Origin of the sequence: Martelella limonii (genome assembly GCF_013344475.1) — a bacterium.
In the GTDB taxonomy this organism is placed as follows: domain Bacteria; phylum Pseudomonadota; class Alphaproteobacteria; order Rhizobiales; family Rhizobiaceae; genus Martelella; species Martelella limonii.
In genome coordinates, this window is record NZ_JABUOU010000005.1 from 50,227 (window position 1) to 70,225 (window position 19,999).

The 19,999-nt window shown below is 62.8% G+C and carries 13 protein-coding genes; all 13 read right to left on the reverse strand.

Annotated elements, in window-relative coordinates; all coding sequences use genetic code 11:
* Positions 1-18: 18 nt before the first annotated feature.
* Positions 19-4,080, reverse strand: a complete 4,062-nt coding sequence (locus HPQ62_RS12235) for an SDR family NAD(P)-dependent oxidoreductase (RefSeq protein WP_174802847.1) — start codon at positions 4,078-4,080, stop codon at positions 19-21.
* Complete coding sequence (locus HPQ62_RS12240) at positions 4,077-5,963, reverse strand: beta-ketoacyl [acyl carrier protein] synthase domain-containing protein (protein WP_174802848.1); 1,887 nt, start codon at positions 5,961-5,963, stop codon at positions 4,077-4,079. The genes HPQ62_RS12235 and HPQ62_RS12240 overlap by 4 nt, the downstream gene beginning before the upstream one ends.
* On the reverse strand, positions 5,963-8,044 hold the full coding sequence (locus HPQ62_RS12245) for an AMP-binding protein (protein WP_174802849.1): 2,082 nt from the start codon (positions 8,042-8,044) through the stop codon (positions 5,963-5,965). Before HPQ62_RS12245 ends, HPQ62_RS12240 begins: the two co-directional genes overlap by 1 nt.
* Before the next feature lie 189 nt (positions 8,045-8,233).
* Positions 8,234-9,097: an amidohydrolase family protein gene (locus tag HPQ62_RS12250; protein ID WP_174802850.1), complete on the reverse strand. Its 864-nt coding sequence runs from the start codon at positions 9,095-9,097 to the stop codon at positions 8,234-8,236.
* Between the two features lie 63 nt (positions 9,098-9,160).
* On the reverse strand, positions 9,161-10,048 hold the full coding sequence (locus tag HPQ62_RS12255) for a glycosyltransferase (protein ID WP_174802851.1): 888 nt from the start codon (positions 10,046-10,048) through the stop codon (positions 9,161-9,163).
* A gap of 498 nt (positions 10,049-10,546) precedes the next feature.
* Positions 10,547-11,218 carry a GntR family transcriptional regulator gene (locus HPQ62_RS12260; protein WP_244629666.1) on the reverse strand — a complete coding sequence of 224 codons (672 nt, stop codon included), beginning with the start codon at positions 11,216-11,218 and terminating at the stop codon, positions 10,547-10,549.
* 270 nt (positions 11,219-11,488) lie between these two features.
* On the reverse strand, positions 11,489-12,463 hold the full coding sequence (locus tag HPQ62_RS12265; RefSeq protein ID WP_174802852.1) for a bile acid:sodium symporter family protein: 975 nt from the start codon (positions 12,461-12,463) through the stop codon (positions 11,489-11,491).
* A 32-nt stretch (positions 12,464-12,495) separates the two neighbouring features.
* Positions 12,496-13,380 carry an ABC transporter permease gene (locus HPQ62_RS12270; protein ID WP_174802853.1) on the reverse strand — a complete coding sequence of 295 codons (885 nt, stop codon included), beginning with the start codon at positions 13,378-13,380 and terminating at the stop codon, positions 12,496-12,498.
* Positions 13,381-13,382: 2 nt separating this feature from the next.
* Positions 13,383-14,324 (reverse strand): ABC transporter permease, encoded by a 942-nt coding sequence (locus tag HPQ62_RS12275; RefSeq protein WP_018067024.1) that lies wholly within the window; start codon positions 14,322-14,324, stop codon positions 13,383-13,385.
* Positions 14,321-15,415 carry an ABC transporter ATP-binding protein gene (locus HPQ62_RS12280; protein WP_174802854.1) on the reverse strand — a complete coding sequence of 365 codons (1,095 nt, stop codon included), beginning with the start codon at positions 15,413-15,415 and terminating at the stop codon, positions 14,321-14,323. Before HPQ62_RS12280 ends, HPQ62_RS12275 begins: the two co-directional genes overlap by 4 nt.
* Positions 15,412-16,437 (reverse strand): ABC transporter ATP-binding protein, encoded by a 1,026-nt coding sequence (locus HPQ62_RS12285; protein WP_174802855.1) that lies wholly within the window; start codon positions 16,435-16,437, stop codon positions 15,412-15,414. Before HPQ62_RS12285 ends, HPQ62_RS12280 begins: the two co-directional genes overlap by 4 nt.
* A gap of 11 nt (positions 16,438-16,448) precedes the next feature.
* The gene (locus HPQ62_RS12290) at positions 16,449-17,963 is read right to left on the reverse strand and encodes an ABC transporter substrate-binding protein (protein WP_174802856.1); all 1,515 of its coding nucleotides are present in this window, start codon (positions 17,961-17,963) and stop codon (positions 16,449-16,451) included.
* Positions 17,964-18,011: 48 nt separating this feature from the next.
* On the reverse strand, positions 18,012-19,844 hold the full coding sequence (locus HPQ62_RS12295) for a gamma-glutamyltransferase family protein (protein ID WP_174802857.1): 1,833 nt from the start codon (positions 19,842-19,844) through the stop codon (positions 18,012-18,014).
* Positions 19,845-19,999: the final 155 nt, after the last annotated feature.

Below are 19,999 nucleotides of genomic sequence, written 5' to 3' on the forward strand. Positions count from 1 at the left end.
TGACCCGCCCGGTCGGCCTCAAACCTTGGCAGCCCTCTGGCTTTCAATCTCCTCGGCCATGCTTTCGATGGTCGGATGGCGGATAAACCAGCGCGGGGTGATCCCGACGCCGAACAGGCGGTTGAGTTGCGAGGAAAGCTTGACGGCCATGATCGAATCCACCCCCATGCTTGCAAATCGGGCCGTCCGGTCGACCTCGTCCGAACGCAGCATGGACGCAATCTCAGCGGTCAGAATGTCGGCGACGGTTTCCTGCTGCGATTGAGCGGTCGGGCCGGCATCAACCGCGACGTCCTGCGCCATGAATGCCGCGAGTTCCGCAATGGACTGGTGGCGCAGCAGTTCCTTCGGGGTCAGCCGCCGCCCGAGCGCCTTGTCAACGAGGACGATCAGCCGGACCGCCATCACGGAATCAAGACCGATCGCAGAGAAGCGCGTCTGTGGGTCGAGGTCGTTGATCTTCAGAAGGTCGCCGATGATGGCGGTCAATGTGGTTTCCAGCGGGGCGGATCGTTCCGAAACCGAAATTTCCGGACGCGCGCGAGGCGTATCGCCAGTATCCGGCTGTGTCGTGCTCCCGGCTTTTGCCGGAGGTCTCTTGGTGTCGGCTTCGGGCATGCTTGCCGGTGCGATGGCTGGTCCCCGGAGGAGCGCGTTTTCACGGTCAAGTGCAGTCCAGATCTCGTTACTCCGGCCGTAGAGCATGATCGTTTCCGGCGAGTCCTCAGCCATCGCGGACCGGAACGCCTGGAGGCCGATGTCAAGGTCGAGGAAGGCAAAGCCGAGGGATGCAAACCATGTGTCGAATTCCGGGGTGACGTATTTGTCCCATTTCCAGCGCGACCAGCAGATCGCCTTGCTCAGGCCGCGACGGCGGCCCGCCGCGACTTCGCCGGCACGCCATGCGGCGAAACTGTTCTGGAACGCGCAGCCATAGGCATAGTCCGATCCTCCGGCAAGCCCGAGCGAAGCCAGCGAGGAGAAGGCCACGAAGAAATCGAGATCGAGCGCCGCCGTCGCCCGGTCGAGATTGATCGTTCCCTGAACCTTCGTGGCCGAAACTTTGTCGAAAGTGTCCCAGTTCTTGCGGAAAATATAGGCGTCGTCATGGGCGGTGACCAGATTGACGATTCCGTCGATCTTCCCATGTTCTGTAAGGATCTGCCCGATGAGCTCGTCCGTCCGGGCGCTGTCGGTGATGTCGCACTGCCGGTAGAGCGCACGCCCGCGCATCGCGGAGGAGAGGGGCGCGATCGCGGTGTTTTGGTCGGCTTTGGCCAGCGATCGGCCGCAGGCGATGAAAGTCGCGTCAATGTCCTGGCCGAGCCTTGCGATGAGACGCCGTCCAAGCTCGCCGGCGCCACCGGGAACAAGATAGACCCCGCCATCGCGGAACCAGACCGGGGCCGGTGTCCTTTCCGCTTCGCCCTCGCCGAGAACGCGCGTCGTCCGGTCCGGATTGAAGCGCAGACAGGCCGGCACGGCGGGCGGTTTGGACGTGACCTCGGCAAGCGTCAGCGACTGCCAGTCAGACGCCGCCTCCGGCCCGAAGAACAGGGTGTGGAACCGCAGATGCGCATTCTCGAGAAAGGCGGATTTCGCAAAGGCGGTGATCGCGTCGATGGCCGGCCGTCGCGCAAAGTCTTCCACGGCCACATGGAATATATCGATCTCGCGGCCGAACGCGTCTTCCATCAGAGCGTTGGCGAGGCAGAAGGCCAGTTCCGGCTCCGTGCGAGACGGGTCCGGCGCGTCCGATGACGGAAGCACGATCACCGCCTCGGGTTCGGCGCCCGAGCATTGCCAGACGTCGAGCGACGGCCGGAAGCAATGTTCCTCTTCCGAGAAGACCGACGAGATGACCGTCGCCGTTCCAGCCAATGCTCTTTCGAAGGCGGGCATATGGGCGGCAATCTGTTTCTCGCTCCGGCCGATTACCCAGAGGCATCTGCTGCTCCAGATGCGCGGCTCCGCCTGGGCGGGCCTCGTGCGCCAGCCGGGTCGCAGGCCGATGAGCTCGGGCTCGAAAGCGCTGGCGACCTCTTCGAGGCGTGGCTCGAACCAGCAGCTTCTGCTCCGCCATGGAACGATTGGCAGGGAAACGCGGCGTGCCTGATCGATCGCCGGCCAGTTGACATGCCCGCCCTCAAGCCAGACTGCGACGTGGTCGGGAAGCGACAATCTTCGAGCGGTCGCCGCGTCGGCTATGATGGTGTCGTCAGTCGCGATGCCCGATATGATGGTGTTGAGCCGATCGACAAGGGTCTCGGTATAGGCAACCTTGATGACCACGCGCACCGGCCGGCTTTCTCCGCGCTGCTGCAGCGTGAAGGCGATGTCCTTCAGAAGGTGCGCCGGGCCGGTTTGCACCTTCAGTGCAAGAATGGCTTCGGCGATGGCTGCCGCATGGTCCTGAAGATCGGTCTCGGTAGAGGCCGTCAGCGGAATGAACACGGGATCGACGCCGACAGGTGAACGGTCGGATGGCAGGTGTTGCGCCAGCGCGACCGATGCATTGGCCCCTCCGAAGCCGAACGAATTCACAAGCGCGGCGAGCGGGGTATCGGGCGTCTGCCACGGCCCGGTCTCGGCCTGAAGGCTGAGCCCGTCCTCGAAAACGATATGGGGATTAAGCGTTTTGAAATTTGAGAGACCCGGCAGCCTGCGGTCCCGTATCGCCATGGCCACGTTGATGACGCCCGCGACGCCCGCCGCCGGCTCCAGATGACCGATATTGGTCTTGACCGATCCGACGGTGCAGGGGGAAGGCGGCAGATGCCGATCCGCGCGAACCTGCCGGAAGGCGCTCTTCACCGCCTCGATTTCGATCGGGTCGCCGAGTTCCGTGCCGGTTCCGTGCATTTCGATGTAGGAAATATCGTTCGGCGTCAGCCCCGCATCTTCCATGACGCTGATCATCAGCCTCGCCTGCGCGCGGCTGTTGGGCGCTGTGAGCGATGCGGCCTTGCCGCCGTGATTGACGGCGCTACCCTTGATCACGGCGTAGACGTGGTCGCGGTCGCGCTCGGCATCGGCGAGCGTCTTGAGCAGCAGCACGCCGACGCCTTCTCCCCGCACATAGCCGTCGGCCGCGGCATCAAAGGTGCGGCATTGGCCCGTTGGCGAAAGGACGCCCAACTGTCGGCCCATGATGAACATGTCAGGAGTCAGCAGCAGGTTGACCCCGCCGGCCACAGCCATCGTGCATTCGCCGCGACGTATGGCCTGCACGGCGCTGTGAATGGCAACCAGGCTGCTCGAGCAGGCCGTGTCGATGGCCGCGCTCGGGCCATGGACGTCCAGCAAAAACGAGACGCGATTGGCGATCATGGCATGGGCATTGCCGGTGCAGGCCTGTGCGCTGGTCAGGCCGCGCTGATCGATAAGCCTCTGATAATCCTGAAACTGGACACCGGCGAAGACGCCGACCGATTGACCGGTGAGCGCACGGGGATCGTGGCCAGCATCCCATATTGCTTCCCAGGCACCGGTCAGAAACAGGCGGTGCTGGGGATCCATGGATTCCGCCTCGTATTGCGAAATTCCGAAGAAATCAGGCGCGAACTGGTCCTCGCCCTCGATGAAGGCCCCCCATTTGACATCCGTGCGACCGCTTTCGCTGAAAGGGTCGCCCTCGATGCTTTTCCAGTTCCACCGCCGACGCGGAATTTCCGTGACGCCGTTCCGTGCTGCGATCTGGTTTTTCCAAAACTGTTCCTTTGAGCGCGCGCCGGGCAAGCGGCATGAAATCCCCACAATGGCAATGTCGTCGCCTTCGTGGTCGCCGTGGTGCCACGTGTCTTTTTCAGGAGTCGGGGTCTCGGAGGGGCTACCGCTCGCTGCCCAGTGCTCGTCGAGATGCTCAGCAAGCTCGTTCAGGGTCGGGAAGGTGAAGAGCGTGATGGTGTCGACGGGGTGGCCGAAACTGTCGGAGAGCCGGGCGGCGAAGAGTTTGAGCGATGCCGAATCGAAACCCAGATTGCCCAGGGTCTCATCGGCATCGATCACGGTTTCGCTGATTTCGAGGATTGCGGCGGCGAGACCCTTCAGGGTCGGGAGGGTCGGGGTCGCGGATCTCATGAAGGCTCTCCTGTTCCAGGTTGCACAGGGCCGGATGGCGCGGTCATCCCGTGCCGTGGTTCGGTTTTGCGGGCGACCCGCGCTTCGGCCGTCTCGAACCAGACGTGCTTGCGGGAAAACGGATAGACTGGCGCCGAAACGCGCCGGGCGCGGCTTTCGCCATAAAGCGCGGCGAAGTCAGGCTTTCCGTCGGCGATCCATTGCCTTGCGAATGCGACCGCCAGTTCGACCAGTTCATCGCCCGACCCCGGCAAGGCCGCGTCCGCGGCCGATGAAAGGATGCGGGCGTCGCCGCGGCCTTCGAGCCAGTTATCGAGGGTTTCCGAAAGCGAGGGCCAGCTCTCTGCAAGGAAGGCGATCCGTTGCGGCAGGCAGACGCGTCCGCACTGGAATGTGTAGAGGAAGTCCGAAAGTGCCGGGGCATCGCCGCTGCCGGCGAAGCCGGCGAGGGCGCGAACATAGCGATCGAGCCCTGCTTGCGTCTTCGCCGAGACCGGGAGTATGGGGAGCACGTGGTCGTTTCCGATGCGGGTGGATGCCGCGCTCACCGGCGGCGGTTCCTCCAGCACGACATGGCCCAGGGCCCCGCCGAAGCCGAAGGCGCTGACGCCGGCGCGGCGCGGCAATATCGCGCCGGAAGCATTCGTCGGTCTCGTCCAGTCTCCCGTCTGTCTTGCGAGGCGCAACCGCGTGCCGGTCGTCTTGCACATCGTGTTCGGGTCGGCGAGTGTCGGATGTCCAGGAATTTGGCCGTGGCGCATGGCCAGCAGAACCTTGATGACGCCGGCCAGTCCGGAGACCGCTTCGAGGTGGCCGATATTGGGCTTCAGGGAACCGACAGAACAGGGCGGACCACCTTCGCTCCCTCCGGCTTCCGCCGCCATCGCCTCGTCCGCCTTGCGCAAGGCATTGAATTCGATCGGATCGCCGAGCGGCGTTCCCGTTCCGTGGGCCTCGACATAGGTTATCGACCGGGGGTCGACTTGGGCGCGTCGCCATGCCTTGATGATCAGGTCCTTCTGGGCTGCAGGGTTCGGCGCGGTCAGCCAGTTGGCGCGGCCACCGTGACAGATTGCCGAACCAAGCATGAGGCCGTGGATGTGATCGCCATCGGCTTTTGCGCGCCGAAGCGGCTTCAGCAGCAAGAAGGCCGCGCCTTCGCCGCGGGCATAGCCGTTTGCGGCGGAATCGAAGCTTCGGGTCCGTCCGTCCGGGCTGAGGGCGCCTTCTTCGGCCAGCTCCTCGGAAAGGGTCGAATTCAAGATGACATTGACGGCACCCACCAGCGCTGCCTCGCAGTCGCCGGCGCGGATGGCCTGGGCGGCAAGGTGCAGCGCGGTCAGCCCACCGGAGCAAGCGGTATCGACCGCGATGCTGGGACCCGTAAGGCCAAGGCTGAACGAGATCCGGTTGGCGACGAGCGCACTGGCGACGCCGGTCGGCAGATGGCCCGTGGGTGCCAGTTCGGCCTTCTGCATGCACTCCTCATAGTCGGATTTTCCGGTGGCGACAAAGACGCCGGTGTCCAGTTTCGCAAGATCAGCAGGCCGCCAGCCGGCTTCCTCGACGCAGTGCCAGGCCGATTCCAGCGCGAGCCGCTGGATCGGGTCCATCAGGCGGGCTTCTTCGTCCGAGATCGCGAAGAAGTCGGCGTCGAAACCTGAAACGTCCTCAAGATAGCCGGCGGGCCCCAGGCCGGATGCTTCCGGCCGGGTATCGGGCGGCGGGCCGACGCTCTCTTTGCAGGCGGTCAGATTCTGCCAGAAAAGCGCGAGGCTGCCCGCCCCTGGAAGCCGCGCGTCGAGGCCGATGATCGCGATCGGCTCCGCGCGGTCTGCGCCAAAGCGGGACTGACTGTCTTCCATTGCGCCCGTCATCACCATCAGCTTTGGCTTTCCCGGCTGTTCGCGCCGAGCGCGGCCCTCAGGCTCGCGATCATGTCCTGGCGCGACGTGCCGGCGGGCTGTGGGTCCGGCGGGGCCTCGGCGGGTGCGGCCAGATGGGCGGCGAGCCGGGCAGGTGTCGGATGTTCCCAGATGACGGTCGGATCGAGCGAGAGCGAAAACCTCCGGTTCAGCGCCGCCACGAACTGCGCCGCCAGAACCGAATCCAGGCCGATCGCGCCGAAACTCTCGCCAGTGCGCAGCACCTTTTCTCCGACCAGCTTTTGCAACTCCTCCATCAGGCTTTGCAGTAGTTCACCCGCCTGCAGGCTGGCGTAGCTTTCTGTTCTGGGACGGCGTCCCGTCTCCAGCGGCTTGATATCGCCAGCCAGATAAAGGTCGCGGGTCAGGCGGCGCTGGACCTTTCCGCTTGTGGTCTTTGGAAGGGAAGCGGGCGGGATGAACACAACGTCCGCCAGCGTGATATCATGCTCCTGATAGACCGCTTCGCGCATGATGCTTTCGAGTTCGGCGAAATCCGTCGAGTGGCGGGCGGTGCGCTCGACCTCGTGCACCACCACGACCGCATCGCCGTTTTCGGTGTCGATTGCGAAGGCCGCGCCATTCACGGTGCGGAAGGCTGGGTGGCAATCCTTGGTGGTCAATTCGATATCCTGCGGATAGATGTTGCGCCCCCTGAGGATGATGACATCCTTCAGCCGTCCGGCAATGAACAGCTCGCGGGCGTGCAGCACGCCGAGGTCGCCGGTGCGCAGGAAGCCGGAGCGGTTTGTCCCGCTCGGGCCCTGGCCGAATGCGTTGCCGCTTTCTCCGGGCGCCTGCCAGTAGCCTGATGTGATGCTGCCGCCGCGAACCCAGACCTCGCCGATCTCGCCTTCTGCGCAGGGGGAAAGGGTCTCGGGGTCGACAATCGCGATTTCCATGTCGTCGGCCGGGCGGCCCGAACTGACCAGCTCGACGGCGTCGCCGCCGTCCTGCGCCCTGGCAAACCGGCCGGCGGCGAGGGCGCGCCTGTCGACGGACACGATGACGGGCGGCTCGCCGACCCGCGACGTGGTGCTGAGCAGTGTCGCTTCCGCCAGCCCATAGGCCGGGAAGAAGGCATCCGCGGCAAAGCCGTAGGGACCGAAGCGTTCCTCGAAGCTGCGCAGCGTCGAGGCGTGGATCGGTTCCGCGGCATTGAGGGCATTGCGCCACGCCCGCAGATCAACGCCGTCCATCTGGTCGTCGCGGATCGCCTTGACGCAGAGCCTGTACCCGAAATCAGAGGACATGCTGGTTGTGGCCCGATAGCGGCTGATGGCCTGAAGCCAGAGCGCCGGATTGCCACTGAATGAGGCCGGGCTCATCATATAGCAGGTGGCGCCGACAAAAAGGGTCTGGATGACGATGCCGATCAGGCCGAGATCGTGAAACAGCGGCAGCCAGCTCACGATCACGGTATCTTCATCATGGCCCATATGTCGCGCCGTGAGGTCTGCATTGTGCATCAGGTTGCCGTGGCTGACCATGACCCCCTTCGGGTTGCTGGTCGAACCGGAGGTATATTGCAGGAAGGCGATGTCGGTGGATTTCGGCAAGGCCGCGTCCCAGGCCTCGGCCGCGCCCTCCTCGATCAGGTCCTCGATGCAGAGGAATTCCAGCGCGCTGATCGAAGGGTAGGGGCGGGACCAGGCCATGATCTTGTCGAAGAGCGCGCGACAGGTGAGGATCAGTCGCGGCCGGCAATCCGCCACGATCGCCTCGAATGTCATCCAGCTGCGCTTGCTGGGCTTCGGCGTGTGGGCCGGAACGGCGATCGCGCCGCCGAACAGGGTTCCGAGAAACCCGATGACGAATTCGCTGCCCTGCGGAAACAGCAGCAGCACGCGCTCGCCGCCGGCTTGCCTCCGCTGGAGCGCGCCGCCGATGCGCCTGCATGCCTCATCGAGGTGGGCGTAGCTGATGTGGCCCTGCTCTTCCGTACCGTTTCGGAGGTTCACATAGGCGATCTTCGGCCCCAGCCGTTGGGCGTTGTCACGAACCACGTGAACGACGGATTCGGGTAGGGTGGTGGGCATGCGATCTCCTCCTGCGGCGCTTGCCGGTATCCCTCCTCCGGGCCGGCGGCCTCGCGATGCTGCGCTCAGCCAATAACACTAATATAATAGTATTATTCTCGATGTTGTAAATGCGTGGCGGTCCTCAACAGGTGTCACAGCCATGATTCTGATACGTGACGAACGCGCGACGCCGCGCGCGTATACCTTTCACGCCGACAGGGCGGGGTCGCTTGGTGCGGGGTAGGCCGGAAGGCCGTAGAAACGGACTGCATTGCCGCCAAAAATTCCCGGATCGCGGACGAGATGCGCGGGCAGGGCCGCCATCGTCGCGGCCAGGACGTCGGCGTAGTTTCCGGCCAGACGGCAGACAGGCCAGTCGCTGCCAAAGATGAGGCGTGGCGGGCCGAAAACGTCGAGCGCGTGATTGATGGCGGGACCAAGGTCGTCCACGCTCCACGCCGTGGCGTCGGCTTCGGTGATCAGTCCAGAAAGCTTGCAGAAGAGCGTGTCGAATTCCGCCAGACGGGCAAGGCCGTCGTTCCAGAAGCCGAGGTCTCCGGAAGCGATCGGCGGTTTGGCTAAGTGGTCGATAACCGCGCGCAGGCCCGGCACCAGGCGAAGAGCCTCCGCGACATGCGGAAGGTGGCGCGCGAGGACGAGAAAATCGAACGTAAGGTCCTGATTCGCCAATTCCTCCAGCGCCTTGAGGACGCGCGGGCGGACGATCCAGGCATCATCGGCGATATCCTGAAGCATCGGCCGCAGGCCCAGAAATTTCGGACGTTCGGCATATCTGGAAAGCGTGCTCGCAAACTGCGCGTCCTCCATATCAAGCCAGCCGACAACTCCGGCCACGAAATCCGTCTTTTCGGCGATATCCAGCAGGAAATCGGTCTCCGCCTGCGTCGGCGCGGCCTGGATCAGAACCGTGCGCCGGATGCCGAACCGCGAAAGAAGCGGGGCGAGGTCGCAGACGAGGTAATCCCGCTGCAGGATTTCCGGGGCGCCGGGCATCCAGGGATAGTCGCCGCGCGCGCGGTTCCAGAGATGATGATGAGCATCGACAAGCATGACGTGTCCGCATGGTTCGAAAGGCGGCGGCCGGTCGCAGGGCTTCTACGCCGGTCGCGCGCTTCAGGTCGTAAGACGTTGATCGGCGAGGGCGTCGTTGAGGTCGAAGGACTGAACGTCGATCAGCATTTCGGTCTCCATGCGCTGGAACTTGCCATGGAGATAGATCTTGTTCGGACGCGACGAGGCCGAATTGACTTCGTGGGACTTGCCGTGCGGGATATGGATCGAGCTTGCGTCCCGGCTGAGCTTGAACTCGACGCCCGAAAGGTAAAGGGCGAGGGCGAAATCCAGATCCTCGGCACCCCAGGTCGCGTAGTTCTCGTCATACAGGAAGCGTTCGCCCAGCGTTTCGCGACGAACCGAGAGGTTGCAGCCCCAGGATATCGCCCATGGCGCGGGCAGGTCCATCAGGTTTTCGCCGAACTTGCGGTAGGTCCGTTCGCGCATGTCGGCGAACCGGTCTTCAGCCCGGAAACGTTCAAGCATGGCTTCGACATTGTCGAGATCCAGGGCCTCCAATGCCCGACCCAGCGCTTCGTCGTCATTGCCGGTATTGCTGAAGCCGAAAACATAGCCGATGACGAGGGCAGACGGCGACGAATGCGCCTCGACATGCGCGCGCACGCAGCCTTGCGAAACAACCACCCCGCAGTCGAGAAGGATGCAGACCTCGCCTTCCGCCAGTTCAAGGCCGAGGTTGCGCGCCCGCGCCAGGCGATAGCCCTTGTCCTTTTGGTAGATATAGCGGATCTGGCAATCGGCGGTGTCAATGAAGGTGCGCACCAGTTCATAGGTGGCGTCCGACGAGCCGTCATCGACAATGACGATCTCGAAAGCGTCTGCCGGCATGTCGCTGGCCACAAGGGACTGAAGGGTCTTGGCGAGCATCTTCTCCCTGTTGTAGGTCGGGACGATGACTGACGCCTTGAACCTGGTGTTGTTGCGCATGACTTGTGCCCCTCCCGAGCGCTATTCCAAAGCAAAATGACGCGGTGACCTTTTCACGTCTAACTTGAAAATGCTAATATATTAATGTAATGACAGCTGTCAACGGCGGCTCTGCACCGCCTCCATAGGGGGCAAAACAAGATCTGCTTCCGCAGACACCCGGTTTGAAGGGTAACGCCGCACGAAGGCTCTGACGGCGGTGATCCAAGAGGCCTATATCCAGGGTGTATCTCGGTGGAACTATAAGGCCACGTCGTGTCAGCTTTCACTGGCAAACAACAGATTGCGTCCGGATCCTGATCCTTGTTCTATGTCCTCAGGTAACGCTGTGCCTGCTGCATGCAGGTTGAAGCGGCGACTGCACGGGGCGCGGCATTCCTTTTTTCCAAGAGAAGGCGACTAACGGGACAGCGCGCGGAAAATTGCCTTCCCAGCTCGAACGCTAGCTCCAAGCTTTGCGGACGCGGTGGCGAAGCGTTTCACTTGGGTTCCTCGCAATCAGGCGATCGTGCCGCCCAAGGCGAGGGTCAGCGAATTGTCTAGATGCTGTTGCAAGGCGCCTTTGGCCGCCTCCGCATGTCCTTCACGCATGGGGATGAGGAAGGCGAGATGCTCGCTTCCGACGCGTTCGGCATTGAACGGGGTGACGCGCAGCCGGTATTGCACGGCCATCCGGATCTTGATCGCCGTCACCCGATAGACGTTGAGAAACAGCTCGTTATGCATACTCCCGATCACCGCGTTGTGCATCGACCAGTCCAGCTTCTGTAGCGCTTCGGCGTGTTCGTGCTCCTGACCGGGCGCGGCGTCCTCTGCCCGTTCAAACTCTCTGATCCAGAATTCGAGCGTATCCTTTGGAATAGTCCGCATCGCAGCGTCGACGGCGGCCAGTTCCAGCACGCTGCGCAACTCGTAAGCTTCACGCACGAACTGGATATCCATGCTCGGCACCATAAGGCGGCGCTTCGGCAGCGGAATCAGCAAGCCTTCAGTCTGAAACCTGGCAATCGCCTCACGAACCGAGCCAAGCGTGGTATCGGTGAGCTTTACCAGCTCGCGCTGGGAAACGAGTTGACCGGGCTTCGGTGCGCCGGAATTGAGCAACGCCTCGATCCTTGTCATCACCTTCTGGCCCCAGCTCACGCTCTGGCGGCCGTCGGTGGTCGGCAACTAGCTAAAAAGCCTCAGAGGTTGCCCCTGTCGCCGCAGCCTTGGCGATAGCCGTCAGCGGGGTGAGTGTCGGCGCGCGCGCTCCGCAGTTGATCTTGCGCCTGTTTTTGGGGCCAGATCGTCCGCCGAGATGTTTGCCCCCGAGCTTTGATGGGGAAGCGGTGTCTCGGCTCGGCATTGCCAACTTGTTCAGCCACACTGAACTGGCTAAAGGGTGGTGGTGGGAATTCTCCGCCCGGTTGACGTTACGATGCCCCTCGGGCCGATCTGTCAGGTCTTCACCGGTTTGAGAGCGCTGCGGGCGTAATGCTGGGCGATGACCGCGCAGATCATCAGTTGCATCTGGTGAAACAGCATCAATGGCAGAACGATCGCGCCAACGCTTTGTCCGGCAAAGATCGCGCCGGCCATCGGGACGCCGCTTGCAAGGCTTTTCTTCGATCCGCAAAACACGATGGCGATCTCATCGGCACGCGTAAAGCCCAGTGCCCGGCTGCCGAACATGGTCAGCGTTAGTACCACAGCCAGCATGAACGCGTTGATGACCACGAGTTCGCCCAGATCGGCGAGCGAGAGCTGCAGCCAGAGCCCTTCGGCAACCGCCGTGGAAAAGGCGAGATAAACCACCATCAGGATCGAACCGCGATCCACCGGCGACAGAATCTTCTTGTGGCCGCGCACCCATCCGCCGATCCACGGCATAAGGAGCTGGCCGACGATGAAGGGCACAAGCAATTGCAGCAGGATCTGGTAAAGCGCATCAAAGGAAAATCCGCCATGTCCGCCGGCAGTCAGCATGATGCCGATCAGCAGCGGGGTCGCGAACATGCCGACGATGTTGGAGGCGGTCGCCGCGCAGATCGCCGCCGGTACATTGCCGCCAGCCATCGAAGTAAAGGCGATGGAGGACTGCACGGTGGATGGCAGGACGGCGATGAACAGGATGCCGGCCAGCATGCCATCTGGCAGCTCGAACGGCAAAAGATGGGCAATGCCGAAGCCCAGCAGCGGGAAGATGCCGAAAGTCGTCGCGAGAATGGCGAGGTGCAGACGCCAGTGCAAAAGACCGCCGAGCACCACCTGGCGCGACAATCGGGCGCCCTGGAGAAAAAACAGCAGTGCGATGGCGCATTTGGTGGCAATCGCGAACCAGCCCGCCGCCGCGCCGGTCACCGGCAGCAATGAGGCCAGAGCCACGGTGGCGAGCAGAAGAAGGGTGAACTGATCGGGCAGAAAACGACGCATGTCTGTCCTTGGGAAATATTTGCCGTTCAGCCTCAGCGCGCGCGCGGATCGAGCGCGTCGCGCAGGCCGTCGCCGAGAAGGTTGAAGGCAAGGACTGTGGAGAAAATCGCGATCCCGGGCCACATCGCCATCCACGGCGCACTGGAGATGAAGCGCTGCGCGGTATTCAGCATCGAACCCCAGGAAGGGTCAGGCGGTTGCAGGCCGAGACCAAGGAATGAAAGGCTTGCCTCGGAGATAATGGCGGAGGCGATCGTCAACGTCGCCTGCACGGTGAGTTGCGGCAGGATATTGGGCAGGATGTGACGCACCGCAATGCGCCAGCGCGGATTGCCGACGACGCTCGCCGCCTCGACATATTCCTCGTTCCGGATCGACAGCACCTGTCCGCGCGACAACCGGATGAACAGCGGCGTCGCGGTAATGCCGATGGCGATCATCGCATTGGTAAGGCTTGGCCCGAGGAACGAGGCGAGCGCGATGGCGAGAATCAGCGACGGGCAGGCGAGCAGCGCGTCCGTGAACCGGCTGATCAAACCGTCTATGACACCCCCGAGAAAACCAGCGGCAAGGCCGAGCGGCACGCCGATGGCGATCGCGATGGCGACCGAGGTGAGGCCGGCAAGAAGCGAAGCGCGCGTGCCCCATATGATGCGGGAGAGAATGTCCCGGCCGACCTCGTCCGTTCCCATCCAGTGGGCAAGCGAGGGCGCCTGACGCACCGCGGTCCAGCTCTGCGCGGTCGGATCGTAAGGGGCAAGCAGGGGGGCGAAGATGGCGACGAACAGCATGAACAGAACGACGCCGAGGCCGACCAGCGCGCTCTTGCGCTTCCGCAGACGCCGCCAGACGCGACTCTGAAAAAGGCCGAGAATAGGCGCGCGTGTGGCCTTCTCGGTTTCCGGGATCGCTGACATGGTTAGCCTCGCAGTCTCGGATTGACGAGTATATACCCGATATCCGCCAGAAGGTTGAGAAGGATGTAGAACACGGCCGTAACCAGCACCACGCCCTGCACCACCGGATAGTCGCGGGTAAACACCGCATCGACGATGAGCTTGCCGAAGCCGGGGATGGTGAATATCTGCTCGGTCAGCACGGCGCCACCGAGCAGGGTGCCGAATTCGAGTGCGCCGAGCGTGATGATCGGCGTCAGCGCGTTGCGCATCGCGTGCTTGAAGACGACTTTCCATTCGCTGAGGCCCTTGGCGCGTGCGGTGCGCACATAGTCGCTTTCCAGCGCCTGCAACATGGCCCCGCGGGTGTGGCGCATGATGATGCCGGCAATCGCCGTGCCGAGCACGAAGGCCGGCATGACGGTCGTCGCCAGATTCATCCGCAAATCCTTGAACGGGCTGACATAGCCGGACGCAGGCAGCCAGCCGAGATGCACTGAGAAGAACAGAATCAGCAGAATGCCGAGCCAGAAATTCGGAACCGAGATACCGGCAAGCGAAACCACATTGGCCGAATAATCGATGGCGCTGTTGGGACGCAGAGCCGAAACAATACCGCCGGCGATACCGAGAACCATCGCAACGACAATGCCCATGACCGCGAGCTGCAGCGTCACCGGCAGTTTCAATATGATGAGGTCGAGCACCGGCAGGTTGTGGCGCATCGACATGCCGAGATCGCCGGCAAGCACGCCCTTTACCCAAAACAGGTACTGGACGGGAATTGGCTGGTCGAGATGGTATTGCGCGCGGATGGCGGCGATCATCTCGTCGCTCGGGTTTTCACCGGCAAGCATCAGCGCCGGGTCGCCGGGGAGGAGATGCTGCAACGAGAAGATGATCATCGACAGGATGATCAGGGTCGGGATGAGCTGCAGCAGGCGCCGCGCGATAAGCGATGTCATGGCGCGGCCCTCCCTTCGGCTGCAAAGGCCTCGAAGGCGGAAAACAGCGCTTCCAGGCGCGGATCGCGGCTTTCCCGATCGTCGAGGCCGAGGTCAGCCACCGGCAGGTCGCGCCAGAACGGACAGGCATTGGCATGGCCGTGCGCATCCGCTTCCAGCGCCATCGATACGGACTTGCATTCGGCGCGCGCATGCGGGCAGCGGGTATGCAGACGGCAGCCGGAGGGCGGAGCGATCGGGCTCGGCAGATCGCCCACGAGCCTTTCGGACGCCGGTGGCCTGATGGTGCGCGTCGCCGCGACCGGGATCGAAGACAGCAGTGCGCGCGTATAAGGGTGGCGGGGGGCGGCGAAAATCTGCGCCGAGGTGCCGAGCTCGACCAGCTTGCCGAGATACATCACGGCAATGCGGTCGCTGATATGTTTCACCACGCTCAGATCATGCGAGATGAAGATGAAGGCGAGGTTGAAGCGCGCCTGAAGATCCTTCAAAAGGTTCAGGATCTGCGACTGGATGGAGACATCGAGCGCGGAAACGGCCTCGTCGCAGACAATCACCTTCGGTTCCGAGGCGAGCGCGCGGGCAATGACCACGCGCTGACGCTGGCCGCCGGAAAACTCGTTCGGATAGCGATTGGCCTGTTCTGGCCTGAGGCCGACGAGGCTCAGAAGTTCATCAACGCGCGCTCGGCGTCTGGATGCCGGCAGGATATTGTAGAGCTTCAGGGGCTCGGCGATCGTCTGCCCGATCGTCATGCGCGGATTGAGCGAGGCATAAGGGTCCTGAAAGATCAACTGGACATGCCGGCGGCGCAAGCGCAATTCATGATGACCGAGCGCGGTGATATCCTCACCGTCGAGAAAGACCTTGCCGGTGATGGGTTCGATCAGGCGCATCATCATCCGGCCAAGCGTCGACTTGCCGCAGCCGGATTCACCGACGACGGCGAGCGTCTCCCCGGGCATCAGTTTCAGTGAAACGTCGTCGACCGCCTGGACTTTGGCCTTCGGGCGACCCAGGAGGTCACGCTTGACGACGAAATGACAACTGAGGTCCTTCACTTCGAGGATCGGGGTCTGAAAATCGGTCAAGGGACTAGCTCCTCGAGCGGGGTGCGCCAGCAGCGGCTGAAATGGCCGTCCCGAACTTCGTGAAGCGGCTGTGCCTCGGCGCATTTTTCCAAGCGGAAGGGACAGCGTTCAGCAAAGCGGCAGCCGGTGGGCGGCGCCGACATGTCCGGCACCATGCCGGTGATCGTGGCCAGCCGCTCACGGGCTGCATCAAGGCGCGGCAAGGAGCCTAGCAGGCCTACTGTGTAGGGATGCTGGGGAAAGGCGAAGAGCTGTTCGACGGTGCCCTGCTCGACCACCTGCCCCGCATACATCACGATCACATCGTCGCAGCTTTCAGCAACAACGCCGAGATCGTGGGTGATGAGAATGATGGCCGTGCCGGTCTTCTGTTGCAGTTCGCGCATCAGGTCCAGCACCTGCGCCTGTACGGTCACATCGAGTGCGGTGGTTGGTTCGTCGGCAATCAGCAATTCCGGATCGCAGGCCAGCGCTATGGCGATCATCACCCGCTGCCGCATGCCGCCGGAGAGATTGTGAGGATATTGATCAAACCGCACCTCGGGCGACGGGATGCGCACCAGCCGCAGCATCTCGATTGCCCGTTGACGGGCCTCGCGCTTGGCCATGTCGGTGTGGCGCAGGATGACTTCCATCACCTGGTCGCCGACCGTGTAGGACGGGTTCAGCGAGGTCATCGGCTCCTGAAAGATCATCGCCATCCGGTTGCCGCGCAGGTTGCGCAACACGCTTTCAGGTTCATGCAGAAGGTCCCGGCCGCCGAAGCGGATGTGGCCCGAGATTTCGACACTGTGTTTCGGCAAAAGCCGGAGGATCGCAAGCGACGTCACGCTCTTGCCGCTGCCGGATTCGCCCACAACGGCGAGCGTACGACCGTGCTTGACGGTAAAACTCACCCCATCGACCGCCGTCGTCGCCCGGTCATCGCCGTGGAAGACAACGCTCAGTCCGTCAATTTCTAGCACATTGTTGCGGGAAGCATCGGCCCTGAGGGCCGATGCGCTGTCGTCCGTGTCTGTCATGACCGTCGGTATCACTCGGCTGTCACGCCCGTCAGGCGGATGATGCCGTCCGGATAGGCCTTGAAGCCCTGGACATCCGAGTTCATCGCGAAGATCCACTTCGAGTGGTAGAGATAGACGATCGGCAGATCTTCCTGCAGGATCGAGATCACTTCGCTGTAGATTTCCTTGCGTGCATCCGGGTCCTTCAGGGCCCTGGCTTCGGCAAGCAGCTTGTCCATATCCTCGTTGCAGTAGTGGGCGTCATTGCCGGCCGCGCCGCAGGAGAGCATCGGCGTGATGTTGAGATCGGGGTCGACGCGACCGCTCCAGCCAACCAGATGGGCCTCGAACTTACCCTGGCGGGCGATATCGAGTAGCGTCATCAGTTCCGTCGGCTTGATCGAGACGTTGATACCGATCTCGCCGACCATGGCTTGGACAAGCTGCATGACCTGCTGGCGTTCCGCATCGGTCGGCACCAGAACCTCGAGGTCGACGCTCTCGACGCCGGCTTCGGCCATCTTGGCCTTGGCGGCCTCGACATCCCGGGCGGGAACCGGGAATTCCTGATCGTACCAGAAGCTCTGCGGCGGGAAGGGCTGGTTGCCGGTGGCGGCCTGACCCTCGAACACGACCTGGTTCAGCGCGTCGCGGTCGATGGCGAGGCTGAAGGCCTGACGCACCAGTGCCTTCTTGCCGGCGTCGAGATTGGCGTCTTCTCCGCCGATGTCGAAGGTGACGCCGTAATAGCCGAGACCGACGACAGGCAGCACGGAGAAGTCCGCGTCCGCTTCGGTAGCAGCCACATCGGTCGCGGCGAGGCGTTCCATCAGGTCGAGCTGGCCGGAGCGCAGGTTGAGCAGGCGAACGTTGGAATCCGGCATGCCGCGGAAGATGAGCTCATCAAATGAGTAGCTGTCGGCATCGTAATAATCGTCGAATTTTTCGAGAACGATGCGGTCCTGGGCGACGTGTTCGACGAATTTGTACGGACCCGAGCAGACCGGAGCATTGGTGAAGTTTTCACCCAGTTCCTCGCCGGCCTTCGGGCTGATGACCATGCCGGCACGGTCGGAAAGGGCCGCCAGCAGCGGAACCGACGGGGCCGAAAGGTTGATCGTGACGGTGGTGCCGTCAACGACGTCGATCGATGAAATGGCGCTGATCTCGGATTTGCGGCGCGAGGTCGGCATGTTGAGGTTGCGTTCGAGATTGTACTTGATCGCCTCGGCATTGATCGGCGTGCCGTCATGGAACACGGCATCGTCGCGCAGGTGCAGCGTTAGGGCGGTGGAGTCATCGTTCCACTCCCAGCTCGTCGCCAGCTTCGGCGCGATCTGGCCCTGTTCGTCAATATCGACTATCTTGTCGCAGAGCGACTGCAGAACGTGACGGCCCACGAAGCTCCAGTTGGTGGCCGGATCGAGCGTGTCCGGATCATCCTGCAGGCCGATATTGAGCACAGACTGGGCTGCGGCGGGGCTTGCGGCCATGGCCCCAAGGGCGAGGCTTGCGAGCAGTGCAAGGTGAATTGGCGTTTTCATTATTCCCTCTTTCTTGGTTGGTACGTTAAGCTGGGTCGGATCGAAGCCCTAGCGTGCGACGGCGTAGCCCTGCACGCCACGCGGGTTGGCTCCCGCCTTCAGCAGAAGCGAGGCGCCATCCATTTCTCGCGCCACCGCCGAAAGCCGGCCTTCCGACCAGTCATCGCCGATGGTAAGCTTGTGGCCGCGCCGGGCAAGTTCGGCGCGGGTCTGTTCGCCATAGCGTCCTTCTATGGTGACGGCGCCGAGGCTGATCTCGCGCGGCCAGAAGGAGCTCGGGAGATGGTCCGTGTGGAAGGAAGGCGCGTCGATCGCCTCCTGCAGGTTCATGCCGGCGTGGACATGACGCAGGAACATGATCAACTGCCACTGGTCCTGCTGATCGCCGCCGGGCGTGCCAAAGGCCATGTAGGGCTTTCCGTCGCGGAACACGGTAGAAGGCGTCAACGTCGTTCGCGGGCGAACGGAGGGCTTCAGCGACGAATTAAGCCCTTCTTCCAGCCAGAACATCTGGGCGCGGGTGGTCAGGCAGAAGCCGAGGCCAGGAATGACCGGGTTCGACTGCAGCCAGCCGCCGGACGGCGTGGCCGAAACCATGTTGCCCCAGCGATCGACCGTGGAAACCTGCACGGTGTCGCCGCGCTGGGCGCCTTCACGGGTCAGTGTCGGCTCGCCTGCCGCATCATTGGGAAGTTTCTGCTCCTTCGCCACCGTTGGTTCGCCGCCGCCGAGGCCGGGCTGGGCGATCGTTCCAACCTTTCGATGCGGCGGCATCGGCGGATTGCGGCCGTCCGGCCTGCCGGGGCGCACTTCGAGAGAGGCTTCATCGCCGATCAGCGCGCGACGGGTGTCTGCATAGGCGTCTGACAGCAGCGTTGCCATCGGTACGTCGCCGCCATCGCCATACCAGCTTTCGCGGTCGGCCATGGCGAGCTTGGCGGCCTCAACGACGAGATGGACGAAGTCGGGTCCCATCGGGTCGACCGAGGCGATGTCCGTGCCCTTCAGGATGTTGAGCATCTGCAGCAGGACCGGACCTTGCGACCACGGACCGCATTTGAACACTTCGTAGTCGCCATAGGTCGTGGAGACCGGCGCTTCGATCTTCGGCGTGAAATTCGCCATGTCGTCGGCCGTGATCAGACCGCGATGGTGACGCCCGGAGACATCCCAGACGTCCTCGTTCTCGCAGAACGCCGCGATCTTCTCCGCCACCGGCCCGCGATACCAGAAATCGAGGGCAGCCTGGATACGGGCTTCGCGCGTGGAGGCCTTGTTTGCCTGTTTCAGAAGTTCGGTGTAGAGCGCCGCCAGTTCACGATTGCGGAACAGCTTGCCGGTTTCAGGCGCCTTGCCACCGGGAAGATAGGTTGCAGCAGAGGTTGGCCAGTGGGTCTCGAACAGCGGCCGCATGGCGGCGATGGTGTTGGCGATGCGCGGCACGAGCGGGTGGCCGTTCTCGGCGTAGCCGATCGCGGGCGCCAGCACATCTTCGAGTTCGGCCGTGCCATAGTCGCGCAACAGCGTCAGCCAAGCCCCGAATGCGCCGGGAACGCAGGCGGCGAGCATGCCCGTGCCCGGAATGAGATCGAGGCCAAGGCCGCGATAATGCTCGATCGTGGCCTTGGCAGGAACCGGCCCTTGGCCGGAAATCACCACGGGTTTGTCGGCGCCGGCCGGCGACACGATGATTGGAACCTCACCACCTGGACCGTTGAGATGCGGCTCGACCACCTGGAGTACGAAGCCTGCGGCAACTGCCGCGTCAAAGGCCGTGTGGCCCTTTTCGAGAATGGACATGCCGACGGCAGCGGAAAGCCAATGCGTGGATGAGACGGCACCAAAAGTGCCCCTGAGTTCGGGTCGGGTCGTGAATGCCATAATCTCAGCCTCTGGACGCGCTATGAACCAAACGATCCGATTGTCGACAATCAGGTCGTGTTTTGCTTATAAGAATACAATAATCGGCACCCGAACGAGGAAACAACCGCGTTCTCCGATTTTTTGTGCACATACTGTATACTAACGTGTCATAT

What these genes read in the sequence shown, in the direction of transcription:
- HPQ62_RS12255 (WP_174802851.1), bottom strand. Translation starts at nt 10,048, where the DNA reads ATGCGCAACAACACCAGGTTCAAGGCGTCAGTCATCGTCCCGACCTAC.
- HPQ62_RS12265 (WP_174802852.1), bottom strand. Translation starts at nt 12,463, where the DNA reads ATGCGTCGTTTTCTGCCCGATCAGTTCACCCTTCTTCTGCTCGCCACC.
- HPQ62_RS12295 (WP_174802857.1), bottom strand. Translation starts at nt 19,844, where the DNA reads ATGGCATTCACGACCCGACCCGAACTCAGGGGCACTTTTGGTGCCGTC.
- HPQ62_RS12240 (WP_174802848.1), bottom strand. Translation starts at nt 5,963, where the DNA reads ATGGTGATGACGGGCGCAATGGAAGACAGTCAGTCCCGCTTTGGCGCA.
- HPQ62_RS12285 (WP_174802855.1), bottom strand. Translation starts at nt 16,437, where the DNA reads ATGACAGACACGGACGACAGCGCATCGGCCCTCAGGGCCGATGCTTCC.
- HPQ62_RS12245 (WP_174802849.1), bottom strand. Translation starts at nt 8,044, where the DNA reads ATGCCCACCACCCTACCCGAATCCGTCGTTCACGTGGTTCGTGACAAC.
- HPQ62_RS12250 (WP_174802850.1), bottom strand. Translation starts at nt 9,097, where the DNA reads ATGCTTGTCGATGCTCATCATCATCTCTGGAACCGCGCGCGCGGCGAC.
- HPQ62_RS12270 (WP_174802853.1), bottom strand. Translation starts at nt 13,380, where the DNA reads ATGTCAGCGATCCCGGAAACCGAGAAGGCCACACGCGCGCCTATTCTC.
- HPQ62_RS12235 (WP_174802847.1), bottom strand. Translation starts at nt 4,080, where the DNA reads ATGAGATCCGCGACCCCGACCCTCCCGACCCTGAAGGGTCTCGCCGCC.
- HPQ62_RS12275 (WP_018067024.1), bottom strand. Translation starts at nt 14,324, where the DNA reads ATGACATCGCTTATCGCGCGGCGCCTGCTGCAGCTCATCCCGACCCTG.
- HPQ62_RS12290 (WP_174802856.1), bottom strand. Translation starts at nt 17,963, where the DNA reads ATGAAAACGCCAATTCACCTTGCACTGCTCGCAAGCCTCGCCCTTGGG.